This is a genomic window from Sphingomonas kyeonggiensis (assembly GCF_014196745.1).
Classification (GTDB): domain Bacteria; phylum Pseudomonadota; class Alphaproteobacteria; order Sphingomonadales; family Sphingomonadaceae; genus Sphingomonas; species Sphingomonas kyeonggiensis.
In genome coordinates this window covers 1,406,921-1,429,843 of record NZ_JACIEH010000001.1, presented here as the reverse complement: position 1 = coordinate 1,429,843, position 22,923 = coordinate 1,406,921, and the positions used below count along the sequence as shown (strand labels likewise).

General features: G+C 66.9%; 20 protein-coding genes and 1 tRNA gene. 11 read left to right on the top strand and 10 right to left on the bottom strand.

The features are described from left to right. Nucleotides 1-5: 5 nt before the first annotated feature. The 3 genes from GGR46_RS06860 to GGR46_RS06850 form a co-directional block, all read right to left on the bottom strand. On the bottom strand, nucleotides 6-1,454 hold the full coding sequence (locus GGR46_RS06860; protein ID WP_183995788.1) for an MATE family efflux transporter: 1,449 nt from the start codon (nucleotides 1,452-1,454) through the stop codon (nucleotides 6-8). A gap of 71 nt (nucleotides 1,455-1,525) precedes the next feature. Continuing rightward, nucleotides 1,526-2,563: a choice-of-anchor A family protein gene (locus tag GGR46_RS06855; protein WP_183995786.1), complete on the bottom strand. Its 1,038-nt coding sequence runs from the start codon at nucleotides 2,561-2,563 to the stop codon at nucleotides 1,526-1,528. A gap of 152 nt (nucleotides 2,564-2,715) precedes the next feature. Continuing rightward, the gene (locus GGR46_RS06850; protein WP_183995784.1) at nucleotides 2,716-5,394 is read right to left on the bottom strand and encodes a valine--tRNA ligase; all 2,679 of its coding nucleotides are present in this window, start codon (nucleotides 5,392-5,394) and stop codon (nucleotides 2,716-2,718) included. A 109-nt stretch (nucleotides 5,395-5,503) separates the two neighbouring features. On the opposite strand from GGR46_RS06850, the gene GGR46_RS06845 reads away from it, so the two are divergent. Beyond that, nucleotides 5,504-5,926: an MAPEG family protein gene (locus GGR46_RS06845; RefSeq protein ID WP_183995781.1), complete on the top strand. Its 423-nt coding sequence runs from the start codon at nucleotides 5,504-5,506 to the stop codon at nucleotides 5,924-5,926. Nucleotides 5,927-5,936: 10 nt separating this feature from the next. On the opposite strand, the gene GGR46_RS06840 is transcribed toward GGR46_RS06845, so the two are convergent. From GGR46_RS06840 to GGR46_RS06820, 5 genes are all read right to left on the bottom strand, one after another. After that, nucleotides 5,937-6,830, bottom strand: a complete 894-nt coding sequence (locus tag GGR46_RS06840) for a hypothetical protein (protein ID WP_183995779.1) — start codon at nucleotides 6,828-6,830, stop codon at nucleotides 5,937-5,939. A gap of 85 nt (nucleotides 6,831-6,915) precedes the next feature. Then, nucleotides 6,916-8,967: a S9 family peptidase gene (locus tag GGR46_RS06835; protein WP_183995777.1), complete on the bottom strand. Its 2,052-nt coding sequence runs from the start codon at nucleotides 8,965-8,967 to the stop codon at nucleotides 6,916-6,918. Between the two features lie 172 nt (nucleotides 8,968-9,139). Next, nucleotides 9,140-9,661: a DUF2497 domain-containing protein gene (locus tag GGR46_RS06830; RefSeq protein WP_183995775.1), complete on the bottom strand. Its 522-nt coding sequence runs from the start codon at nucleotides 9,659-9,661 to the stop codon at nucleotides 9,140-9,142. Nucleotides 9,662-9,697: 36 nt separating this feature from the next. Next, nucleotides 9,698-11,302 carry a TolC family outer membrane protein gene (locus GGR46_RS06825; RefSeq protein ID WP_183995773.1) on the bottom strand — a complete coding sequence of 535 codons (1,605 nt, stop codon included), beginning with the start codon at nucleotides 11,300-11,302 and terminating at the stop codon, nucleotides 9,698-9,700. 16 nt (nucleotides 11,303-11,318) lie between these two features. Beyond that, on the bottom strand, nucleotides 11,319-12,002 hold the full coding sequence (locus GGR46_RS06820) for a protein-L-isoaspartate O-methyltransferase family protein (RefSeq protein WP_246425908.1): 684 nt from the start codon (nucleotides 12,000-12,002) through the stop codon (nucleotides 11,319-11,321). Between the two features lie 165 nt (nucleotides 12,003-12,167). On the opposite strand from GGR46_RS06820, the gene GGR46_RS06815 reads away from it, so the two are divergent. From GGR46_RS06815 to GGR46_RS06770, 10 genes are all read left to right on the top strand, one after another. Further along, nucleotides 12,168-12,241 (top strand) — tRNA-Cys (locus GGR46_RS06815). 170 nt (nucleotides 12,242-12,411) lie between these two features. Beyond that, on the top strand, nucleotides 12,412-12,627 hold the full coding sequence (locus tag GGR46_RS06810; RefSeq protein WP_183995771.1) for a hypothetical protein: 216 nt from the start codon (nucleotides 12,412-12,414) through the stop codon (nucleotides 12,625-12,627). 56 nt (nucleotides 12,628-12,683) lie between these two features. Next, nucleotides 12,684-12,983, top strand: coding sequence for a hypothetical protein (locus tag GGR46_RS06805; protein WP_183995769.1), 300 nt, complete (start codon nucleotides 12,684-12,686; stop codon nucleotides 12,981-12,983). 37 nt (nucleotides 12,984-13,020) lie between these two features. Further along, a complete protein-coding gene (cysS, locus tag GGR46_RS06800) occupies nucleotides 13,021-14,454 on the top strand; it encodes a cysteine--tRNA ligase (protein WP_183995767.1) in 1,434 nt (477 codons plus the stop codon). Nucleotides 14,455-14,525: 71 nt separating this feature from the next. After that, nucleotides 14,526-15,245, top strand: coding sequence for a hypothetical protein (locus GGR46_RS06795; RefSeq protein WP_183995765.1), 720 nt, complete (start codon nucleotides 14,526-14,528; stop codon nucleotides 15,243-15,245). A 42-nt stretch (nucleotides 15,246-15,287) separates the two neighbouring features. Further along, nucleotides 15,288-16,223 carry an NAD(P)-dependent oxidoreductase gene (locus tag GGR46_RS06790; RefSeq protein WP_183995763.1) on the top strand — a complete coding sequence of 312 codons (936 nt, stop codon included), beginning with the start codon at nucleotides 15,288-15,290 and terminating at the stop codon, nucleotides 16,221-16,223. Between the two features lie 42 nt (nucleotides 16,224-16,265). Continuing rightward, entirely contained in the window at nucleotides 16,266-16,601 is a 336-nt protein-coding gene (locus GGR46_RS06785; protein ID WP_183995761.1) for an ArsR/SmtB family transcription factor, read from the top strand. Continuing rightward, nucleotides 16,594-17,049: an SRPBCC family protein gene (locus GGR46_RS06780; RefSeq protein ID WP_221262573.1), complete on the top strand. Its 456-nt coding sequence runs from the start codon at nucleotides 16,594-16,596 to the stop codon at nucleotides 17,047-17,049. Before GGR46_RS06785 ends, GGR46_RS06780 begins: the two co-directional genes overlap by 8 nt. 381 nt (nucleotides 17,050-17,430) lie before the next feature. Continuing rightward, nucleotides 17,431-18,804, top strand: a complete 1,374-nt coding sequence (locus tag GGR46_RS06775; protein WP_183996831.1) for a class II 3-deoxy-7-phosphoheptulonate synthase — start codon at nucleotides 17,431-17,433, stop codon at nucleotides 18,802-18,804. Nucleotides 18,805-18,890: 86 nt separating this feature from the next. Continuing rightward, nucleotides 18,891-21,653: a PAS domain S-box protein gene (locus GGR46_RS06770; protein WP_183995757.1), complete on the top strand. Its 2,763-nt coding sequence runs from the start codon at nucleotides 18,891-18,893 to the stop codon at nucleotides 21,651-21,653. 146 nt (nucleotides 21,654-21,799) lie between these two features. Here GGR46_RS06770 and GGR46_RS06765 read toward each other — a convergent pair whose 3' ends face one another. Together GGR46_RS06765 and GGR46_RS06760 are read right to left on the bottom strand one after the other, a co-directional pair. Continuing rightward, entirely contained in the window at nucleotides 21,800-22,231 is a 432-nt protein-coding gene (locus tag GGR46_RS06765) for a DUF488 domain-containing protein (RefSeq protein ID WP_183995755.1), read from the bottom strand. Then, nucleotides 22,228-22,872, bottom strand: coding sequence for a lysoplasmalogenase family protein (locus tag GGR46_RS06760; RefSeq protein WP_183995753.1), 645 nt, complete (start codon nucleotides 22,870-22,872; stop codon nucleotides 22,228-22,230). The genes GGR46_RS06765 and GGR46_RS06760 overlap by 4 nt, the downstream gene beginning before the upstream one ends. Between the last annotated feature and the right edge of the window lie 51 nt (nucleotides 22,873-22,923).

Sequence of the window (22,923 nt, the reverse complement as noted above, 5' to 3'; positions counted from 1 at the left end):
CGCCCTCAGCAATTGGGTTGCAAGCGTCCCGCGGGCTCGGTGGTGGCGAGCGTTTCCTCCTCGACCGTAGCGGGCTCGGGCGGCACTTCGAGTATCTGGGTGCGCCAGCGGCCATGGCGGTAGTAGAGCCCGGCGAAGAGCAGCGAGAAGGCCGAACCGATCGGGAAGGACAGCCACAGCGCGTCGCTGCCGAACCAGCGCTGGCCGAAAAAGGCGAAGCCGAAGCGGATCGGGAAGAGCGTGATCGCCAGGATGACGAGCGGCGGCACGGTGGCGCCATTGGCGCGGACGGTGGAGAACAGCACCATGGTCGCGCCGAACATCACGAAGGTCCAGCTGGCGAGCAGCTGGATATGGCGGGCGATCGGGATCGCCGGGCTGTCGGCGCCGACGAACAGAGCCATGACCGGGCGGTCGAACAGGATGATCGCGCCGATCACCACGAGCGTGATGACGGTGTTGAAGACCAGGCCGGAGCGGGTGATCGCCCCTACCCGCTCCCATTTGCCGGCGCCGATATTCTGCGCGGCCATGCTCGAGACCGCGACGCCGATCGCCATCGCGGGCATCTGGATATAGGTCCAGAGCTGCTGCGAGACGGCATAGGCCGCGGCGGTATCGACGCCGAGGCGGTTGACGAGGCCGATCATGGTGAGGCCGGCGGTGGACATCACGAGCATCTGCGCGCCCATCGGCAGGCCCTTGGCGACGATCGTGCGGACCAGCGCCCCCTCGGGGACCAGATAGCGCAGTTCGGCGCCGCGCAGGCGGATCGGCAGGTCGCGCAGATAGACGTAGAACAGCAGGCCGAGCGACGAGACGATGCCGGCGATCAGCGTCGCGGTAGCGGAGCCGGCGATCCCCATGCGCGGGAACGGGCCGATGCCCTCGATCAGCAGCGGGTTGAGGCCCGCGTCGATGATCACGCTGAGCAGCATGAACCAGAGCGGGGTGATCGAATCGCCGGTGCCGCGCAGGCTCATCTGGATGAGCACGCCGAGCATGCTGAACGGCAGGCCGAGGAAAATGACGCGCAGATAGGCGAGCGCCATGGCCTGCGCCTCGCCCGGCGTGGCGAGCAGGTGGAGGATCTGCGGGGCGAACAGCCAGCCCAGGATCGCGATGACCACCGCGCCGCCCATCACTAGCCCGATCGCCGAACCGAAGGCACGCCGCGCCGCCTCGACGTCGCGCCGGCCCATCGACTGGCCGATCAGGATCGTCGCGGCCATGCCGAAGCCGAACACCGCCGAGAACATCAGGAACATGATGATGTTGGCGTTGCTGGTCGCCGCCAGCGCCTGCTCGCCCAGGAAGCGCCCGACCCAGATCGAGTTGATCGAGCCGTTCAGAGACTGGAGTATGTTTGAGCCGAGCGTAGGCAGCGCGAACAGCAACAGGGTCTTGCCGATCGGGCCCTGGGTCAGATCGTGGCGTTGGGGAGGACCGGCCATTTCGCTCGCTTCGCTGGGGCGGGAAGAGGACCTCCCCGCCCGCCCTTCACCAGCACCCGGCGGCGGTCAGGTCAAGCCGCCTGGGGTCGCCTGCGGCGCATCATCCAGATCGCGAGGGTGCCCAGGGCGAACAAGCCGATCGCCTCTTCCGGGATCGGGCTGGGCCCGCCGCCGGGATTGCCGGTGCTGGGCGGATTGTAGGTGCCCGTATAGGTGCCGAGGTGGAACTCGCCATTCTGGACGAGGCTGCCGAACACCGCCGATCCCTGGATGTAGTTGCCCGTGGTCGCGGCCGCGTTCGGCGCGAGCACCGAGCCGCCCCAGGCAGTGGTGGCGTTCAGCGTCTTCGCGTCGGGGAAGTTCCAGACGACATGCTCGCCCAGCCCCTGGGTGCCGCCGAAGAAATTGTCGTTGAGCGTGACGTTCGCGCCGCTGACGTTGACGATCGCGGTGTCGGCGCCGTTCAGGTTGAACTGGATCTCCCCGATCTTGTCGAGGTCGGCGGCGCTGATGTTGAACACCGCCACGCCGTCCGCATTGGGCACGGCGTTGAAGGTGCCGCGATTGCCGGCGATCGCCAGGTTCGAATTGCCGTCGAGCCCGCCCAGCGTCTTCGACAGGTCGGTCAGGCTGGAGCTGAGCAGGCTGCCCTGCTGCTTCAGGTTCACCGAGAAGGCCGGATCGCTGGTGGCGAGGCCCGACTGGACGGTGTTCTGGTTGACGTTGGTGTTGGCGATCGTCCCGCCGACCTTCACCGTCTGCGCCGCGCCATTGAGGTTGAAGCCGCTGTTGACGTTGCCGCCGATCACCGCGCCTGAGCCGTTGTTGAGGTTCTTGGTCGAGCCGTTGACGTCACCCACCACGGTGAGACCCGGGATGCCGAGCGCGTTCGGCTTCGGCGTGCCGATCTGATAGTTGGACGAATTGCCGTTGAGGTTGCCGCCCACGAACGTGCGCCCCTCCACTTCCGACGAGGACGTCAGGTCCCCGAGCACGACCAGGTTCCAGGTGCGCAGCGCATCGAGGCCGGCAACGGACTGGGCAGAAGCCGGCACAGCAGCGAACAGCGCCGCCGCCGCGACGCCGGCGGAGAGCAGGAAGCGGTTCATGGGAACTCCGAGGGGGTTAACGATACCGAAGTTCGTTAACGGCCCCTGCCGCCCGGAGGGTATGGATAAGCTTGGTTAACGGCGTCCCGTTTCGGGAGTTTCGTAAAAACCTGTAACGTCACCCCGGCTTTCGCCGGGGTGACGATATATGTTCAGCCCAACCGCTTGAGCGCGGCGCCCAACCGTTCGGCCTCGGCGGCCTTTTCGGCATGGTCGGCACGGGCCTTCTCGACAGCCTCGGGCTTGGCCTTTTCGACGAAGCTCGGGTTGTTCAGGCGACCGGCCAGGCCGTCACGCTCCTTCTCGGCCGCCGCGATTGCCTTGGCGAGACGGGTCTTTTCCGCTTCGATGTCGACCACGTCGCCGAGGGGCACCACGAAGGTCGCTTCGTCGACGACGATCTGCAGCGAACCGCCGGCGGGCACTTCACCCGAAGCCTGATCGACACGGGCCAGACGCGCCAGCGCCGCGTCCTGGCGACCGAGGCGGGCGGTGGTCTCTGCCGAAGCATCGCGCACGAAGATCGGCAGGCGGGCGCCCGGCGGCACGTTGAGCTCGGTGCGGGCGGCGCGGATCTCGCTGACCAGGCGGATCAGCCAGTCGATCTCCTGCGCGGCCGCAGGATCGAGCGCACGGGCATCGGCCATCGGCCACTTCGCGACGATCAGCTCATGATCGCGCGGGCCCATCTTCGACCACAGCTCTTCGGTGATGAAGGGCATGAACGGATGGAGCATGACCAGGATCTGGTCGAGCACCCAGCCGGCGACCGCGCGGGTCTCTTCGACGCCCTCGGCGCCTTCGCCCTGGAGCACCGGCTTGATGAGTTCGAGATACCAGTCGCAGAAGCGGCTCCAGACGAACTGGTAGATCGTGTTGGCAGCCTCGTCGAAGCGCAGGTCCGCCAGCGCCAGGTCGAGCGCCTGCACGGTGGCAACCGTCTCAGCGATGATCCAGCGGTTGACCGCCAGCGCCGCCTCGGGCGCTTCGATCGTGGTCGATGCCGAGATGCCGTTCGACTGGGCAAAGCGCGCGGCGTTCCACAGCTTGGTCGCGAAGTTGCGATAGCCCTCGATCCGGCGCTCATCCATCTTGATGTCGCGGCCCTGGCTTTCCATCGCCGCCATGAAGAAGCGCAGCGCATCGGCGCCGTAATTGTCGATCAGCCCGAGCGGATTGACGACATTGCCCTTCGACTTGGACATCTTCTGCCCGTCCGCAGCGCGGACAAGACCGTGGAGATACAGCGTCTTGAAGGGCACTGCCTTCATGAACTGCAAGCCCTGCATCATCATGCGGGCATCCCAGAAGAACAGGATGTCGAAGCCCGAGATCAGCACGTCGTTCGGGTAGCGCCCGCCGAGCGTGGGATCGGGGTTCTCCGGCCAGCCCATAGTCGCGAAGGGCCAGAGCGCGGAGGAGAACCAGGTGTCGAGCACGTCGGGATCGCGGGTGAGCGCAACGCCCTCGCCTGCCTGCGCCTGGGCTTCCGCTTCGGTCTCGGCGACATAGGCAGTGCCGTCAGCGTCGAACCAAGCCGGGATCTGGTGACCCCACCAGAGCTGGCGCGAGACGCACCAGGGCTGGATGTTTTCCATCCAGTTGAAATAGGTCTTCTCCCAGCTCTTCGGCACGACCTTGGTCGCACCCGAGCGGACCGCCTCGATCGCGGGCTTCGCCAGCGTCGCGGCATCGACATACCATTGATCGGTCAGCCAGGGTTCGATCACGTCGCCCGAGCGGTCGCCGAACGGCGTCGCGATCGTGCGCGGCTCGGCATCATGCTCCTCGCCGTCCTTGTCGACATGCGGGATCAGGAAGCCCTCGGCCTTGAGCCGCGCGACCACCAGCTTGCGCGCCTCGAACCGGTCGATGCCGAGCAGCTCGGCGGGGATCAGCCCGTCGGACGTCTGGGTGATGCGGGCCTTGGCGTCGAGCATGTTGAGCATGCCGCGCGCTTCGATCCCGGCACGGCGGCCGACCTCGAAGTCGTTGAAGTCATGCCCTGGCGTGATCTTCACCGCGCCCGAGCCGAGCTCGGGATCGGCATGCTCGTCGGTGACGATCGGGATCAGGCGGCCGGTGATCGGCAGCTTGACCATCTTGCCGACCAAAGCGGTGTAGCGCGTATCCTCGGCGTTCACCGCCACGGCCATGTCGGCGAGCATCGTCTCGGGTCGCGTGGTCGCGACCTCGATGAAGCCCGATCCGTCGGCGAGCGGGTATTTCAGGTGCCAGAAGCTGCCCTTGACGTCCTTGGTCTCGACCTCGAGGTCGCTGATCGCGGTGCCGAGGCCCGGATCCCAGTTCACCAGGCGCTTGTCGCGGTACAGCAGCTTCTGCCGGTGCAGCTCGACGAACACCTTGAGGACGGCCTTGGAGAAGCCCTCGTCCATGGTGAAGCGCTCTTCGGACCAGTCCATCGAGCAGCCGAGGCGGCGGAGCTGCTGCGTGATCTCGCCGCCGCTCTCTTCCTTCCATTCCCAGACCTTCGCGACGAATTCCTCGCGCGTGAAGTCGGTGCGCTTCTGCTGCCTGAGGTTCATCTGGCGCTCGACGACCATCTGGGTCGCGATGCCGGCATGATCGGTGCCTACCACCCAGCGCGCGTCCTTGCCCTTCAGCCGGGCATGGCGGACCAGAATGTCCTGCAGCGTGTTGTCGAGCGCGTGCCCGATGTGGAGGCTGCCCGTCACATTGGGCGGCGGGTTGACCAGCGTCCAGGGATCGGCGCCGTCGCGCTCGGGGCGGAACAGGCCGTTGCTTTCCCAATGCTGGTACCAGCGGGATTCGAGTTCGGCGGGGTCGAAGGTCTTCGGAAGCTCGGTCATGATCGAGCGGCTTTAGCGGCGAGCCGGGGCCCGGGTCGATACAAAACTCGCAGGAAATGCCGGTTGTTGATACAAAGGCGCAACGATCGGGCCTGGGAGGGAGATCACGATGCGTCTGGAAATCGCCGTTCTGGTTTGGAGCTGCCTGTTGGCGCTGGTGCACATCTTCGGCGCCGCGCAGGTGAAGACGCGGCAATATGGGCCGAAGTGGAACATGGGCGCCCGTGACGAGGAACTGCCGCCCCCTGCCCCGATCGTCGGCCGGATGATGCGCGCCCAGGCCAATTTCTTCGAGACCTTCCCGCTGGCGATCATCGCAGTGATCGCGCTGAGCGTCACCGGAACCCAAACCTTCTGGACCCAGCTCGGCGCCCTGCTCTGGCTGGGCGGCCGGATCGTCTACCTGCCGCTCTATGCCGCCGGCGTGCCGGTGGTTCGCACGATCGTGTTCCTGATCAGCCTGGTCGGCATCCTGATGATGCTATGGCCGTCGCTGGCGATGGGCATCGGCACGACCACGCTGTTCGGCTGATCGGCCCGCGCTACAGGGTTAGGTCGATGTCGACGATCGCGCGGTCGGCCAGCGCATAGGGCCCCCAGGCGGGCGAGACGATCACGGTGCCGTCGGTCTTGGTCCAGCTCAGCCGCACCTGGATCGGCGTGCCCGGGGTCACGACATAGCCGCCCGTCCGCGGAAAGCGGCTGCGGTCGCGCAGCAGCCAGCGCGCGAAACCGGTCAGCGGCGTGCCGCCGGTGACCTGCCCGGCGATCATCCAGGTCGTGCTGCCGTCCGCCGCGCTGGTGCCGATCTCGACGTCCACCGGGCCGATGCTGTGGTCGCGGTGATGGATGACCGCGATCCAGGCATCGAGCGGTTGCGGCGTGGGGTTGCGCTCGGCGACGGGATCGATCGGGCGGATGCCGAGATTGCGGAGCAGCCGGTTCACCCCCGCGCTGCCGCCGGCCAGCACCAGCGACTCGATCAGCCGGCAGAGGAAATGCGCGTCGCTGCCGGTCGTGTCGTAGCCGTACTTCGCGAACAGATCGATCAGCAGGATCGACTGGAAGCCATAGGTGACCGCCAGCGCCAGCGCACAGGAGATGATCGGCTTGACGCTGCGTCCGTTGAAGACGTTGGCGATGAACGAGAGGTTGAACAACCAGGCCAGCGCCGATTCCAGGATCGCCGCTAGCACGAACAGCACGATGAGCGCCTTGCCCGATTCGGCGATGACCTGGGATGCAGCCGGATTGTCCGCACCCCCGTCCGGCTGGTTGGCAACCGGGGCCGGCTGGGCCGTGGCCACGGGCTGCGGCACCACCGTGGCATCGGGTGCTGCCTGATTGACGAGGGCGATGCTGTCCTGCGCCAGGGCCGGTGCCGAAGGAACAAGGCCAATGGCGAACAGGAACAGAATGGCAAGCAGGCCGCGCATCGCGTGTCTCCCCCAAAGACGAAAGGGGAGTCTATCCGATACGCAGCCCGTCAGCTAAGGGGCTTTCGCCCATTTCCGAGCGAAATTACTTCGCTGTCTTGTCCGTGTACTTGTCGAGCCAGCCCAGCACCGTGCGATACCACTGGAGCGAGTTCTTCGGCTTGAGCACCCAGTGGTTCTCGTCCGGGAACACCAGCAGCTCGGACGGGACTTCGCGGCGCTGGAGCGCGGTGAAGGCGGCCAACCCCTGCGTGTAGGGGATGCGGAAGTCCTTCTCGCTGGTGATCACCAGCTGCGGGGTCTTCCACTTGTCGACATGGTTGACCGGGTTCCACTTCTCGAACGCGGCGGGGTCTTCGAAATAGGCCTTGCCGCCATGTTCCCACTCGTCGAACCACAGCTCCTCGGTCTCATAGGCCATGGCGCGGGCGTCGAACACGCCGTCATGCTGGACGATGCACTTGAACCGGTCCGGCCACTGGCCTTCGATCCAGTTCATCATGTAGCCGCCATAGGAGGCGCCGAGCGCACAGGCATTGTCGGCGTCGAGGTACGCGAACTTGTCCGTCGCGGCCTTGAGGCCCTTTTGCAGGTCCTCGAGCGGCCAGCCGCCCCAATTGTTGCGGATCGCGTCGGTGAAGGCCTGACCGTAGCCGGTCGAGCCGTGGAAATCGACCGCGACCACCGCATAGCCGGCACCGGCGAACACCGCCGGGTTCCAGCGATAGGACCAGCTGTTGTTGCTGCTCCCCTGCGGGCCGCCATGGACGATGAAGGCGATCGGGGCTTTCTTGCCCTCGGCCAGGCTGGCCGGGCGCACCGAATAGCCCCAGACGGTGTCGTTATTGGCACCGGTGAAGCTGAACCGCTCGACCTTGGGCAGGTCGATGCCGGCGAGCTTCTCGGCGTTCACCGAAGTGAGACGGGTGCTGGCCTTGCCCTTGAGCGCGTAGAAATCGTCCGGCGCGGTAAGGCTGTTCATCGCATAGACCACCCCGCCCTTCACCGGCACGATCGCCGAGACATTGCCGAGCTGGGTGAGCCGGGTGACCTTGCCTCTGGCCGGATCGACCGACCAGATCGGGTTCTCCTGCGTGTCCTCGGCGGTGACGTAGATCGTCTTCGAGTCCGGCGCCCAGGCGATCGAGCCGACCGAACGGTCCCAGGCCTGGGTGAGTGCCTTCACTTCGCCGGTGGCGAGGTTGCGCAGCTGGAGCACCTGGCGGTCGGCCTCATAAGTGGCGCGGGCCATCGAGAAATAGGCGAGCCACTTGCCGTCGGGCGACACGGTGGGGAGATTGTCCATCCCCTCGTTCGCCTTGGTCAGGTTCACCGGGGCCGAGGACCCGTCCGCCGGCGCCGCGAAGATGTCGAGATTGGTCGACTTGGACTCGATCCGGCCCGCCTCGCGAAGGGCGAAATAGACGGTCTTGCCATCCGCGCTCCAGGTCACTTCCTCGCCGCCGCCGAAGGGCTTGGAGGGGGTGTCGCCGATCAGGCTGCCGACGATCGGCGTGCCGTTGCCGGTGGCGCCGCTCGCGCCGAAGGGCAGCACGAAGAGCTGCGAGCGCTCGCCATTGCTCCACGTATCCCAATGGCGGACGAAGAGCTGGTCATAGGTGCGGCCCGAACCGGCATTGGGGTCCTTCTTGACCATCGCGGGCTCGAGGCTGGGCGCGCCGGGCTTGCGATCGGCCCAGACGAGCAGTTTCGAGCCGTCGGGCGAGACCTTGAAGCCGCTGAATCCGCCCGGGATATGGGTGAGCTGGGTCGGCGCACCGCCGGTGACCGCCACCCCCCACACGGCATCGTCGCCGCCCTTGTCCGACTGGAACCACACGGTCTTGCCGTCGGCGGAGAATTGCGGGCTGGTCTCGTTGACGTCGGCTTCGGCGACCAGCTTCTCGGGCTTGGCGCCCTTCACGGTGAGGTCGAGGCGCCACAGGTCGTAGCGGCCGCGATTGGCGGCGAGATCGGTCTCGCGCTGCTGCCAGACGAGCCAGTGGCCGTCGGGCGATACCGCGGGGGCACCGACGCGCGACAGGGTGGCGACGTCCTGGATGGTGAGATCACGCGCCAGCGCGGGCGCGGTGGTGGCGACGGCGAGCGCAACGCCCGCGAGCAGGATGTGCTTCATGGGGCGGGACGATAGCCGGAAGGTTGCGGAGGTTACAATCGGTCGCGCGCAACAAAATATCGTCATCCCGGTGAAAGCCGGGACCTCAGGCGATGGTAGGAAAAGAGCCGCACGAGTCCCGGCTTTCGCCGGGATGACGGATTGGCCTTGGAACTGGAAAGTGGCTCGCGGCTTACTGCCGCCCGGTGATCCGGGAGATTTCCTTCGCGACCATGTCTTCCACCAGACGCGGCAGATTGGCGTCGAGCCAGTCGCGCAGCATCGGCTTGAGCATTTCGCGGACCATGCCCTCAAGCGTGTCCGATCCGGTCACCTCGGGCTTCACCACCATGCGCGACAGCGCCTCGAGCGGGCCGCGAGTCGCCTGTACGGCGCTCTCGGAGACAATGGGCTCGGCCGGAGCTTCGGTTGCAGGCGCGGCGGCCGCACCGGCTCGCGCCGGCTTGGCGGGCGCCTCGGGCTGCGTGGGGGAACCCATCGACATCGGGGTCGGCGTCTCCAGTCTGTCTTCGTCGACCGGTTGGCTCAGCTCGAGGATTTCGTCAACGGTAGCGGGCTTGTCCGCCACTGTCGTCGCCGACCGTCCACCGCGGCGCGCACGCGTCGCGATGGCAGCATCGCCTTCCTCGGCGATGATGCGTTTGATGGAAGAGAGAATCTCCTCCATCGACGGCTCGCTACTGATGTCCCCCATCAACCGGCTACTCCAAAAAGCCCCGGAGGCGGGTAATCACGGCTTTTTACGGTTAATGTCAACCGGTCGCGTGGCATCATTACGCTGAAGCACCGGATCGAGCGACGTTCCGCCGACCTCTGGGGTCTGCGCCGGGGTCTGGTTGGTACGGGTACCCACCGTCTGCGGATCGGGATCGTCGTTGCGATCGGACCAGCGATTCTTCACGCGCTTGTAGTTGACATCGGGGTCGTAGAGCGGCCCGCCGTCAAGGTTAAGATCGCGCGCCTCGGCCCGGCCCATCGCCGCGAGCAGCTGGAAACCCGCGACATAGGCGTCGCGCTCGGCGGTGACGTAGTTGACCTGGCTGTTGAGCAGTTCCTGCTCGGCGTTCAGGATGTCGAGGATCGTGCGGGTACCGACACTGTTCTCGGCGCGGACGCCTTCGAGGCTCAGCTTGTTGGCATCGACCGCGACGCGGGTCGATTCGATCACCCGGAGCGCCGACTGGTAATTGGCATAGGCCGACCGGACCTGGGCGATCACGCCGCGCTCGGTGAGCGTGACGGTCTCCAGCGCCGCGGCACGGCGCGCCTGGGCCTGTCGGACCTGCGCCGCCGGGCGACCGCCCTGGAACACCGGCAGCGTGACCTGGGCGCCGACCGTGTTGGCGATGCCGTTCGCGTTGATGCCGCCCAGCGTATGGGCCTGGTCGCTCAGCGAGCCGAGATAGTTGTAGTAGGTCGTACCGGCAGTGAGGCTCACCTGCGGCGAACGCGTCGCCTGGGCGGCCTTGATGTCGAACGCCGTGGCGTCGCGCTGCTTCTGCGCCGCCTCGAGATCGGGATTGTTGGCGACGGCGGCCTGTTCGGCATCCTGTACGTCGTTCGGCAGGTTCGGCAGCGCCGGCGGCTGGGCGAGCACGCCCGGAGGGGTGCCGATGATGCGGATATAGTTCTCGCGCGAACCGATGAGCGCGGCCTCGGCGGTGCGAAGCTGGCTCTGCGCGAGCGCGAGACGTGCCTCGGACTGGGCAACGTCGGTGCGGGTCAGGTCGCCCACCTCGAAGCGATCACGAGTCGCCTGGAGGTTGACCTCGAGCACATGGACGTTCTGCTGGTTCAGCCGGACGATCGCCTCGAAACGCAGCACGTCGACATAGGACGTCACGGAATCGGTGAAGAGCTGGGCTTCCGAACCGCGCAGGCTGGCCTGGCCGGCATCGACGCGGGTCTCCGCCGCGCGAACCGAATTGCGCACCGCACCGCCCGCATAGACCGGCACCGAAAGGTTGAGGCCCAGGCGGCCCTGGCGGGTCGGCCCCGCCAGCGGACCCGACTGCGCGTCGCTGTCATAGATGCTGTCGCTGAGCGAGCCGGTGCCGTTCACGCCGGGACGGCCTGCGGCACGGGCGATCGGCACATTCTCGTCATTGGCGCGCTGGGTCGCGCGGTCCGACTGGAGGCCCGGATTGGTGTTGTACGCCTGAACCAGGGCGTCGCGCAGCGTGGTCGTCGGCTGCGCGGCCTCGGCCGGAGCAGCCGTGCCGACTTCGACACGCACAGACGTGCTGGTGCCCGATCGTGTCGTCGTGGTCTGCGCAGCGGCAGGCACGGCGATCGCGACAAGGCTGACGCCCAGGAACAGAGAGGAAATTCGCATGAGCCTCTTTCAGAAATCAGAATTGAAAGGTTCGTAGGCGCTCGAAACCAGGAAGAATTGCACATTCGATGTCGGCGAAATCGGAAAGGCCGAAGCCCCCTTCGGTCCGACGACCCGAAGCGAGGCGAGTCACGCCGCGATCCACCACGCCGGTCACCACGCGCCCTTCGGGCTTGAGCTGATCGAGCAGTGCGGCAGGAATCTCCTCGACCGCACCGTCGACGACGATCAGGTCATAAGGGCCTTCCTGGGCATTGCCGGCGGCGAGCGGCGCTTCGACCAGCTCGACATTGGCATAGGCAGCGAGCGCGGTGCGGGCGAGCGTGGCGAGCGACGCCTCCTCCTCGACCGCGACCACGGCATTGGCGAGACCGGCGAGCAGCGCCGCCGAATAGCCGCCCGCGGCGCCGATCAGCAGCACCTTGTCGGTCGGGCGAACGTCGGCGGCGGTCAGCAGCCGGCCCGTAGCCAGCGGCAGGTTCTGGCGGCGGCCGCCGGCGAGCGGCAGCAGCGTGTCGCGATAGGCGATCGCACGGTGCTCTTCCGGAAGGAAGTCCTCGCGCGGCAGGCGCGCCATCGCCTCCACCACGCGCGTGTCGTTCACGGCGTTGGTGCGCAGCTGGCTGGCAACCATCGCATGGCGCATCGTTTCGAAGCGGTTCGCCTCGGCAGGCGCGGAATCTACCGTAAGAGCCATCATTACCCCGGCTATCTGGCACAACCGTGTTAGTTGCGCAATACACTGTTTATGTAGCGCGGCTTGTATCCCCTTCGCAACGCTTCGCCAAGCAAGGCGCGCAGCTATTTTTGCACTGCAATGTTGACATGTCGGCAACAGCCTGCGCATTGCCGCCGCTCGCTCCGAGGCCCGATGGCGGAGTGGTGACGCAGAGGACTGCAAATCCTTGCACGCCGGTTCGATTCCGGCTCGGGCCTCCACTTTTTCAGCGTCACATTTCACCCCCGCACGGCATCGCGCCCGCCGGGCATGTGTGGCTTTCGCGCCACTTATCCACAGTTTTGCACGGCTCGTCGGGCCCGTACTGAGCCGGACGCGGAACAAATCACGATTCGCTGCGATTGAGTCCCCGAGTATCGGGAGACGAAGCATGTACGATTTCGGCATCCGAAATGTCCTTACCGGCTATCGCGTCGCGTATCGGTCACAGGAGCGGAACTATTGTCCGGGCTGTGGCGGGTCGCACTGGATGATCGGCCGGCTCACTGCGGAATGCGCCTATTGCGCCACCGCACTGCCCCTGATCGCGGGCGGCAGCACCGGCAACGGACTGATCCGGCGCAGCGAGCCAGCGCTCGCCGCCTGAACCGTTTCGCCGGACGCGCGTTTTCGCGGGTCGGAACTCCGCGAATGGGAGCGCTCATGACCGATATTGCCGTCACTTCGCCCGTCGAGCGCATCGCGCGCGTCATCGCCGCCGAGATGGTCAGCCCGAATGGCGAGGCCTTTGAAGGCCCCGACGAGCCGGTGAGCGTGATCGTCGAGCGCATCTGGCGGGCGGAGATCAACCGCGCCGTCGCCATTCTCCACACCCTGCGCGAGCCGACTCGCGGCATGGTCGAGGCGGGGCGTGCGGCCGGCGAGGATCCGGCGGAGATCTGGAGCGCGATGGTGCGCGCGGCGCTGGACAGCACGGTCGAGGTGATGCCCGAGCCCGCCTGAGGCTTGCAGCGGACCGCCGAGCCGCTATGCCGCCCGGATGACCGCGCAACTCACGCTCTACAATTCGCTGACCCGCAGCCTGGAAGCATTCCAGCCGCTCGACCCCGCCAAGGGGGTTCGCGTCTATTCGTGCGGGCCGACGGTCTACAACTATGCCCATCTCGGCAATCTGCGCGCCTATGTCTTCACCGACACGCTGAGCCGGGTGCTCAGCTGGAAGGGCCATGCCCTCACCCATGTCATCAACATCACGGACGTGGGCCATCTGACCAGCGACGCCGATGCCGGCGACGACAAGATGGAAGCGGCGGCCAAGGCCCAGGCGAAGAGCATCTGGGATATCGCCGCGCACTATACGGCTGCGTTCAAGCAGAACATCGCCGATCTCAACATCCGCCAGCCCACCCGCTGGTCGGTGGCGACCGATCACATCGCCGAGATGATCGACTTCGCCGAGAAGATCGCGCCGGAGCATTGCTACGAACTCGATTCGGGCCTGTATTTCGACAGCACCACCGTGCCCGACTATGGCAAGCTCGCCGGATCGCAGGACGATGCGCGCGAAGGCCGGATCGAGGCGGTGGAAGGCAAGCGCCATCCGCAGGACTTCGCGATCTGGCGCAAATCCCCCGAAGGCGAGCAGCGCCAGATGGAATGGGACAGCCCCTGGGGCAAGGGTGCGCCGGGCTGGCACCTCGAATGCTCGGTGATGAGCATCAAGTATCTCGGCGCGCCGTTCGACATCCATACCGGCGGCATCGATCACCGCGAGATCCACCACCCGAACGAGATCGCGCAGAACCAGGCGTTCTGCGGCTGCTCCGACACGGGTTCGCATTTCTGGATGCACAACAATTTCCTGGTCGATCGCCAGGGCAAGATGTCCAAGTCCAAGGGCGGGTTCACCACGCTCCAGTCGCTGATCGACGCGGGCGTGCATCCCCTCGCCTATCGGCTGCTCTGCCTTCAGGCCCAGTATCGCAGCGAGCTGGAATTCTCGGCCGAGAACCTGGCTGCGGCACTGACCCGGCTCAAGCGGCTGGTGATGACGGTGACCGCGCTCAAGGCCCGCGCCGAAGGCGAAGGTACCGCACCTGCCGTCTGGATCGAGCGGCTGGATGAGGCCGTGTCGGACGATCTCAACACGCCCAGGGCGCTGCCCGCCCTCGACGAGATGCTCGCCGAGAAGAAGCTGTCGCCGGCCGATCGCCTGGCCGGGCTCGCCGCCTTCGACGCGGTGCTCGGCCTCAAGCTGCTCGAACTCGGCCGCGAGGACCTGCGCGTGCGCCCCACAGCGGCAACGATCACCGCGCAGGAGATCGAGGACCGGCTGGTCGAGCGCAAGGAAGCGCGGCTGGTCAAGGACTTCCAGCGCTCCGACGCGATCCGCGACGAACTCGCCGCCGCGGGCGTCGAGGTGATGGACGGCGATCCGATGGGCTGGGACTGGAAGCCGATACTCGGCGGATAATCGCGGCCGCCAACGCGTTGCACTCCGTGCCGCGCCTCTCGGGAAGAGGGGCGTCAACGGAGTATGCGCGTATGCCGAAGTCTCTGCCCCTCGCCACCCTGGCCGCCACCCTGGCGCTGGGCGCCTGCAACCAGGCGCCCAGGACCACCGACAATATCGCGGTCGATGTCGACAATGCGATCGCCCCCGACGACGCGACGCTCAACGACGTGCCGGTGGTCGAGGATGCCGACGATGCGACGGCGGTAACCGTCGCGGCAGTGCCCAAGGCCGCCGCCGGCACCAGCGCCGCCGATGCCGCCCCGCTCCATGATGCCGGCACAATCGAGGACGAGATCCGCGAGGGCAGGAACGTCCAGCGCATCCGCTATGGCGAAGGCTGGGCCTGGACGCGCGGCGGCAAGATCGTCCGCACCGCCGATCGCGACGGCAAGGAAGTCGCCTATTTCCGTGCCAGCGATAACAAGCCCTTTTTCGTCCAGCGCGGCGGCCGCAGCTATGCCTTCCAGGGCGGCAGGCCCAGTCGCGAATTCGATGGCGACGGCAAGGCGCGTGCGCCAGGGCCGGGCCGCGTCCGCGAGGCCGACGAAGCGGCAAAGGCGGCGCATGATCGCCGCGAGCAGGCCGAGAAGGCGCGCGACAATGCCCGGGACAATCCGCGCGGGGATCGCGACCGCGGTGACCGTCGCCCGGGTGCGACGCCCTCCCCCACGCCCACCGCAACGGCCACGCCGGACGGCCCCCGGCGGGATCACGACCGGGATCGTGACCGCGAGCGCGACCATCAATAAGTCCCTTTGAACCCGGGCCGGTGGCGCGCTAGCCTCCGGCCCATGAAGGCCGTGCTCCCTGCCCTCGCCCGCCCGCTCGTGGAGCCGCAGCTCCCCGCCGGGCTCGACGTCCATTGGTTCGCCTCCACCGACGAGGCCATCGCGCTCGTCGGCGATGCGGACATCGGCTGGCTCGACAACAACAATCCGCGCGAATGGGCGCGCGCCGTGGCGGCAGCGGGCAAGCTCCAATGGCTCTCGACCATCTATGCCGGGCTCGATGTGCTCGACACCGAGCTGCTGCGCGAACGCGGCACGCGCGTAACCAATGGCAGCGGGGTCAATGCGCACACCGTGGCCGAATATGCCGTGATGGGCGCGCTGGTCGCCGCCAAGCGCTTTGACCAGGTGGTCCGCGCCGCCGACCGCCAGGAATGGCCGACCGACGCGCCGGGCAAGCTCGAGCTGTTCGAGAGCAAGGCGCTGGTGATCGGCTATGGCACGATCGGGCGGCTGATCGGCGAGCGGCTGAAGGGCTTCGGTGTCGAAGTGACCGGCGTCACCCGCTCGGGTGCCGAGGGTACCGTGGGAGCCGACGCGTGGCGCGCGCTGCTACCCGAGACCGACTGGGTGTTCCTGGCCGCTCCGTCGACCGACGAAAGCCGCGCGATGATCGGTGCCGAGGAACTCGCGGCGATGAAGCCCAGCACCTGGATCGTGAATGTCGGCCGCGGCGAGCTGATCGACCAGGACGCGCTGATCGATGCCTGCAGCAGGCGGCGGATCGCAGGCGCCTTCCTCGACACCGTCACGCCCGAGCCGCTGCCGCCCGAACATCCGCTCTGGACCACACCCAACGTGATCCACTCGATGCACCTGTCAGGCCGCAGCCAGACGCGGATGTTCCTGCGCGCCGCCGCGCTGTTCGTCGAGAATGCGCGGGCATTCGTGGAGGGACGACCGCTCAGCAACGAAGTCGATCTGGCGGCGGGCTACTAGTTTCCCCTTGCCCGATCCGTTCGCAACGCGTTAGTTAGGCTCATGCCTAACCAAATCGACGCTGCCTTCGCTGCCCTCGCCGACCCCACGCGCCGCGCGGTGGTCGAGCGTCTCGGTGACGGCCCGGCGAGCGTCAGCGAACTGGCCGGTGGGTTCACCATGGCGATGCCGAGCTTCCTCCAGCACGTCCGGGTACTCGAAGGCGCCGGGCTCGTCCGCACCGAGAAGCAGGGGCGCGTGCGAACCTGCACGCTCGAGCCGCTGGCGCTCGCCGCGGTCGAGCAATGGATCATCGAGCGCCGCCGCGCGACCGAGGCGCGCTACGATCGCCTCGCCAAATTCCTCGACGCCCAGGACCAGGAGAATGACCATGGCTGAAGCCGTCCACGACAAGTTCGTCATCGATCGCCGCTTCAGGCAGAGCCCCGCCAGGGTCTTCGCCGCCTTCGCCACCGAGGAAGGCAAGGCACGCTGGTTCTCCGGCCCGAACGAGCTGTGGGACATGGTCGATCGTCATTTCGATTTCCGCGTCGGCGGGACCGAGCATCTGGAAGGCAAGTGGCAGAGCGGCACGGTGACGCGCTTCGACTGCTCCTATCATGACATCGTGCCCGACAGCCGCATCGTCTACGCCTATCGGATGAAGCTGAACGGCAAGCCGATCTCGGTGAACCTCTGTTCGATCGAGCTGCTGCCCGACGGCGAGGGCACCCGGCTGCTCCATACCGAGCATGGCATCTATCTCGACGGATATGAGGACAATGGCTCCCGCCTGCACGGGATCGGCCTGCAGTACGACAAGCTGGGCGAAACGCTGCCGGACTAGCCCCCTCCGTCACCCCGCGAAAGCCAGGGTCTCAGGTGATGGCGGGGAAAGAGCTGCCTGAGATCCCGGCTTTTGCCGGGATGACGGAAATTGTGCATTTACCCCAGCGGGGAAATTTTTTGCTTGCGCATTTTTACCCAGCGGGGGTAAGTCGCCTCCGTTATGACAACACTGGCAGGCACCAAGATTCGCCGCTTCCGCGAGGAGCGCTCCCTCACCCGAGCCGCATTCGGCGCGTGGTTCGATATCCCCGGCTCCACCGTCCAGGGCTGGGAGAAGGACGGCAAGCGCGCGAACGCAAAGGTGATGAACCTGATTGCCGCGCACGGCATCGCCGGTGCCGCCGACTGGAACATCACCGTACGTGACGCGGAGAATGACATGCATGCGAGCTGGAGCCCGTCGAGCTGGAAGGCCGCCGAAGCGCGCCAGCTGCCCAATTACCCCGATCAGGGCGCGCTCGACGCCGCGACCAACCAGCTGACTTCGTTCCCGCCCCTGGTCTTCGCCGGCGAGGCGCGCGATCTGACCAGCGAGCTGGCCAAGGTGTCGCGCGGCGAGGCGTTCCTGCTCCAGGGCGGCGACTGTGCCGAGAGCTTCGCCGAGTTCCACCCGAACAACATCCGCGACACGTTCCGCGTGCTGCTCCAGATGGCGGTGGTGCTCACCTTCGCCTCGAAGCTGCCGACGGTGAAACTCGGCCGCATGGCAGGCCAGTTCGCCAAGCCGCGCTCGGCCGACACCGAGACGATCAACGGCGTCGAGCTGCCGTCCTACCGCGGCGACAACGTCAACGACATCGCCTTCACCCCGGAAGCGCGCATTCCCGATCCGCAGCGCATGCTCCAGGGCTATTCGCAGTCGGCGGCGACGCTCAACCTGCTGCGCGCCTTCGCGCAGGGCGGCTATGCCAACCTGCACCAGGTCCACAAATGGACCCACGACTTCATGGGCCGCAGCCCCTGGGCCAAGAAATATGCGGATGTCGCCGATCGGATCGGCGAGGCGCTCGACTTCATGGCCGCCTGCGGCATCGACGCGGACAGCGTGCCGCAGCTCAAGGCGACCAGTTTCTACACCAGCCACGAGGCGCTGCTGCTCCCCTATGAGGAAGCGATGACCCGCCAGGATTCGCTGACCGGGGACTGGTACGACACGTCGGCACACTTCCTGTGGATCGGCGATCGCACCCGGTTCGAGGGCTCGGCGCATGTCGAGTTCCTGCGCGGGATCGGCAATCCGATCGGCATGAAGTGCGGGCCGAGCCTCGAGCCCGATGCGCTGCTGCGCCTGCTCGACACGCTCAACCCGGGCCGCACGCCGGGCCGGATGACGCTGATCACCCGCTATGGCCATGACAAGATCGAGGCCGGCCTGCCCAAGCTCGTCCGCGCCGTGAAGCGCGAAGGGCATCCGGTGGTGTGGAGCTGCGATCCAATGCACGGAAACGTCATCAAGGCGGCCAATGGCTACAAGACGCGGCCGTTCGAGCGGATCCTCGCCGAAGTGCGCGGTTTCTTCGCCGTGCACCGGGCCGAAGGCACCTTCGCGGGCGGTATCCATGCCGAGATGACCGGGCAGAACGTCACCGAATGCACCGGCGGCGCGATCGACATCACCGAACAGGGACTGGCCGATCGCTACCACACGCATTGCGATCCGCGTCTCAATGCCGGACAGAGCCTGGAACTCGCTTTCCTGCTCGCCGAAATGCTCAACGAGGAAATGGCGGAACGCCGCAAAGCCGCAGCTTGATAAATTATTGCGCAACCATTCCGTAAATTAGCGGATTTACATCGCTGTCAGTATTTCCGATGGGCTTCCGCCGGAACGGAGATCGGATGGCAACGGTGAGGGAGCGTCTGCCGGAAGACTGGATTGCGGCGGTGCGTCCGGCGCTGATGTTGTTCGCCGGTGCCCTGGCGGGCTGCATCAGCTGGGCGCTGTGGTACCGGGTGATGGGCCATAGCCCGCCCCTGGGTCTCGCCATTGGCGTTTCGGTGGGCGGACTGATGCTGACCAGCACGCGGTTCTGGCCGCTGCTCGCCCTGGCCGTGCTGGTCACCTACTGGCTGTTCCAGTCCCCCTTCCCGCTGATCGAGCAGGGCTTCCGCGCAATGGGGCTGGCGCTCGGCGCGCTGCTCACCGCGGTGCTGATCAAGCGCCGCGGCATCAACCCGAACGAGTTGCTCGATCCGCGGTCGATCCTCTGGGTCTTCGTCGCCGCGGTTGCCGGCTCGCTTCTCGCTGCCGGGATCGTCGCATTCGGTGCGATCGCGGTGGGGCGCGCACCGGCATTCGTCGACAAGTTCGCCCAGCAAGGGCTCGGCATGATCCTGGTGGCGCCGCTGGTGCTGGTCTGGGCAACCCCGCCGCGCGAGCGCTGGTCGCCACTGCGCTGGGCCGGCTTCGTCGCCGTCATGCTGTTCTGCGGCGCCATTGCCGCCCATGCCTTCCTGACGACGACCGGCAGCCCGATGAGCTGGGCGATCTTCCCGCCCCTGGTCCTCGCTGCGCTCGGCTGGCACCTGCGCGGTGCGACGACGTCGGTGGCGATCAGCGCGCTGGTGGTGCTGTGGAGCACCGAGATCGACACCGGGCCCTTCTCCACCGCGGCGTCGGACCATCGCCAGCTCCTCGCGCAGATATTCGTGGCGGTGACCTGTGCGACGATATTCCTGCTCGCCGCCTATGCCGATGAACGCCATGCGGAGGACAAGCTGAGCCTCGCGGCGCGCCGGCTCGAGATCGCGCGGCGGAACCTGACCAACATGGCGCGCGATGCCACCTCGGCTGTGGCGATCCTCGACCGGGACCTGCACTTCGTCGCCGCATCGAAGCGCTTCGTCACCGATTTCCGCCTGCCCGAGGGCGTTTCGGTGGAGGGGCGCAGCCATTTCGAGGTCTTCCCGGTCTGCGCTCCGGAGCGTCGCGACCAATATGCGCGCGTGCTGGCGGGCGAGTCGCTGTCGGGCAATGGCGATGCCTTGCGCCATCCGGACGGCACCGTCGACTATGTCCGCTGGAGCTTCCGCCCCTGGCGCGACGAGGACAACCACATCGCCGGCGTCGTGATAACCAGCGAGTTCGTCACTGCCGAAATGGAGGACCGGCGCAGGCTCGAGGAAGCTGAGCGCCGCTATCGCGCGGTATTCGAGCAGGCCGGCGTCGGCGTCGGCCGATTGTCGCTCGACGGCACGTTCCTCGAGGTCAACGACCGGATCTGCGCGCTCACCGGCTATCCCCGCGAGGAGCTGATCGGCGAGAGCTGCCGCAAGACCAGCACCGCCGAGGAATGGGAATCGAGCCTGGAGGGCATCCAGGCGCTTTCGCGCGGCGAGGTCGCCTTCTATTCCGACGACCGGATGCTGCAGCTTCCCGACGGCACGCAGCGCCCGGTGCATTGCACCGCCAACCTCGTCCGCACCGGCGATGGCACCGGCGACTATATCGCCATCGTGCTCCAGGACATCTCGCCGCGCGTCGCCGCCCAGCGCGCGCTCCAGGAGAGCGAGAAGCTGCTCCGCCTCGCCCAGGAGGCAGCCGGTGTCGGCGTGTGGCAGATCGACCTGATCCGCGGCGGATCGCGCCATTCGCCGGAGAGCGCGCGCCTGTTCGGCCTCGAATGGCACGAAGGCACCTACCGCATGGCCGATGTCGCCGATCGCCTCGGCGTCGACCAGGTGATCGAGCTGCGCAAGGCGATCGTGAATGCCCGGCGAATCCGCGGCCCCCTGGAGATGACGCTGCAGCTCACCATGCCCGATGGCGAGAGCCGCTGGGTGACGCTGCAGGGCCGCTACGACGGGCATGACGGGCGACCGCGCCTGCTCGGGCTGGTGATCGACATCACCCGCGACATGGAAGCGGACACCCAGCTGCGCGAAGTGCACGAGAAGCTGCTCCGCCTCGCAAGGCTGAACGCGATGGGCGCGATGGCTTCCACCCTGGCGCACGAGCTCAACCAGCCGCTCGCCGCGATCACCAACTATCTCGAAGCCTGCCGCTACCTCACCCGTTCGCGGGTCGATCCCGATCACAACATCCTCGACGCGCTCGACCGCGCCCGCGTCCAGGCGCTGCGAGCCGGCGACATCATCCGCAAGATCCGCTCCTTCACCGTCAGCGGCGAGATTACCCAGTCGAGCCTCGATCTCGGGGCGGTGATCCAGTCCGCCTGCGCCGCCGTGCGCCAGCTCAAGGGCGGGCGCGACGCGAAGGTCGAGTGCGACTTTGCCCATGTCCCCGCCAGCGTGATCGGCGATACGCTCCAGATCGAGCAGGTGCTGACCAATCTGATCCGCAACGGCGTGGAGGCGACTGCCGGCCGCGACCGGCGCGATGTGTCGGTGACGACGCGGCTGGAGCCGGGCGAAGTGGTGGTCAGCATCGCCGATAGCGGACCGGGCCTGAGCGAGGACATGCTCGACAACCTCTTCGAGCCGTTCCGCACGACCAAGGAGAGCGGCACCGGTCTCGGCCTGCCGATCTGCCGCACCATCGTCGAGGCGCATGGCGGGCGGCTCTGGGCGGAGAACGGCCCCGATGGCGGCGCGATCTTCAGCTTCGCCCTGCCGACCCAGCAAAGTGGCGAAACCGCCTGATCGAGCGCGCAACAATCTGAAATACCACAGCAAGACCCTGGCCCCAGAGCGATCTGGGCCGGCGCCTTGCCCCTCTGTGACGCCGGCTCCCCAAACCTACGGGGCGGCCGAATTCGTGTATTCCGGCCGCCCCGGCCTTTCTCGTCTCAGGGATAGAGGTCGACCACCTCCGCCCCCTCGCCTTCCGCGGCGAGCAGCAGGGTGCGGTGGCAATGTTCGGGATTGCGCTCGAAACAGAGCAGGGCGCTGGGCTTCTCCTCCGCCAGCGCGCGCATCTGCGCGGCCTCGGCCTGCGCCTCGGGCAGGTGGAGCTGCCCTTCATAGACCGCGCGCAGGGTCTTCACATCGCCCTTCTTGGCGGCATCGCGGCCGAGCTTGGGCGTGCCTAGGTTCTTCAGCAGCACATAATCGATCCCCGCCGCCTTCAGGCTGGCGGCGAGGATGTTCTTGGAAAAGCCCGGGCGCCGCGACAGCGGCACCGCGCGCACGTCGATCACCCGCTCCACCCCGGCCTTGCGCAACGCCGCGATGAACTCGTCCATCGTCGTCGCCTCATAGCCGATGGTGAAGACCTTCATGCCGACGCCTTTTCTCCACGGAACACATGGACCGCGCCCCAGGCGATCAACGCCTGGCCGACGAAATAGGTCGGCCATATCAGCAGGGACGCGATCTGCGGGGCGATCATGCGCCCTTCGCGCAGGAAGATCAGCCAGTCCGAGACGAAGAACAGCAGGGCGCCCGCCGCGACCAGCGTGCCGAGCCGGCTGAGCATCGCCGATGCGGCCATCAGCGAGAGGCCGAACACATAGAAGGCGAGCAGCTCGACCTGATAGCCGCCCCTGAACACCCACCAGGCGAGCAGCGCCACGCCCATCGCGACCGGCGGCGCGATCCACTGCGCGGCGGGAACACGCTTGTTGCGCAGGTAGAGATAGCTCGCCAGGAAATGCCCCGCGAGGAAGGCAAGCCCGCCCGCCGCCATGCCCTGCAATTCGAGCAGCACGTCGCCGAGCGCGCCGAGTGCCAGCACCGCGCCGATCATCCGACCGTCGCCATTCACCGCCTTGTTGCGCGCCCACAAGGCGAGCAGGCCGACGCCCGCGCCCTTCCAGACCACGGCGGCGGTTCCCCCCGCCTCGAGCCAGTAATTGGCGAAATAGCTGGCGCCGGCGATCAGCGCGGCGGTGAAGAGCGGTTCGGTACGGAGACGGTCCATTCGCCCTTGATGCCGTGTGACTGGCGCTCTGCCAAGCATCGCTCTATCGGG

Coding starts and splice junctions, on each gene's coding strand:
- GGR46_RS06855 (WP_183995786.1), bottom strand. CDS start 2,563: ATGAACCGCTTCCTGCTCTCCGCCGGCGTCGCGGCGGCGGCGCTGTTC.
- GGR46_RS06845 (WP_183995781.1), top strand. CDS start 5,504: ATGCGTCTGGAAATCGCCGTTCTGGTTTGGAGCTGCCTGTTGGCGCTG.
- GGR46_RS06775 (WP_183996831.1), top strand. CDS start 17,431: ATGCATGCGAGCTGGAGCCCGTCGAGCTGGAAGGCCGCCGAAGCGCGC.
- GGR46_RS06810 (WP_183995771.1), top strand. CDS start 12,412: ATGTACGATTTCGGCATCCGAAATGTCCTTACCGGCTATCGCGTCGCG.
- GGR46_RS06760 (WP_183995753.1), bottom strand. CDS start 22,872: ATGGACCGTCTCCGTACCGAACCGCTCTTCACCGCCGCGCTGATCGCC.
- GGR46_RS06835 (WP_183995777.1), bottom strand. CDS start 8,967: ATGAAGCACATCCTGCTCGCGGGCGTTGCGCTCGCCGTCGCCACCACC.
- GGR46_RS06785 (WP_183995761.1), top strand. CDS start 16,266: ATGCCTAACCAAATCGACGCTGCCTTCGCTGCCCTCGCCGACCCCACG.
- GGR46_RS06795 (WP_183995765.1), top strand. CDS start 14,526: ATGCCGAAGTCTCTGCCCCTCGCCACCCTGGCCGCCACCCTGGCGCTG.
- GGR46_RS06860 (WP_183995788.1), bottom strand. CDS start 1,454: ATGGCCGGTCCTCCCCAACGCCACGATCTGACCCAGGGCCCGATCGGC.
- GGR46_RS06840 (WP_183995779.1), bottom strand. CDS start 6,830: ATGCGCGGCCTGCTTGCCATTCTGTTCCTGTTCGCCATTGGCCTTGTT.
- GGR46_RS06820 (WP_246425908.1), bottom strand. CDS start 12,002: ATGATGGCTCTTACGGTAGATTCCGCGCCTGCCGAGGCGAACCGCTTC.
- GGR46_RS06790 (WP_183995763.1), top strand. CDS start 15,288: ATGAAGGCCGTGCTCCCTGCCCTCGCCCGCCCGCTCGTGGAGCCGCAG.
- GGR46_RS06805 (WP_183995769.1), top strand. CDS start 12,684: ATGACCGATATTGCCGTCACTTCGCCCGTCGAGCGCATCGCGCGCGTC.
- GGR46_RS06780 (WP_221262573.1), top strand. CDS start 16,594: ATGGCTGAAGCCGTCCACGACAAGTTCGTCATCGATCGCCGCTTCAGG.
- GGR46_RS06850 (WP_183995784.1), bottom strand. CDS start 5,394: ATGACCGAGCTTCCGAAGACCTTCGACCCCGCCGAACTCGAATCCCGC.
- GGR46_RS06825 (WP_183995773.1), bottom strand. CDS start 11,302: ATGCGAATTTCCTCTCTGTTCCTGGGCGTCAGCCTTGTCGCGATCGCC.
- cysS (WP_183995767.1), top strand. CDS start 13,021: ATGACCGCGCAACTCACGCTCTACAATTCGCTGACCCGCAGCCTGGAA.
- GGR46_RS06765 (WP_183995755.1), bottom strand. CDS start 22,231: ATGAAGGTCTTCACCATCGGCTATGAGGCGACGACGATGGACGAGTTC.
- GGR46_RS06830 (WP_183995775.1), bottom strand. CDS start 9,661: ATGGGGGACATCAGTAGCGAGCCGTCGATGGAGGAGATTCTCTCTTCC.
- GGR46_RS06770 (WP_183995757.1), top strand. CDS start 18,891: ATGGCAACGGTGAGGGAGCGTCTGCCGGAAGACTGGATTGCGGCGGTG.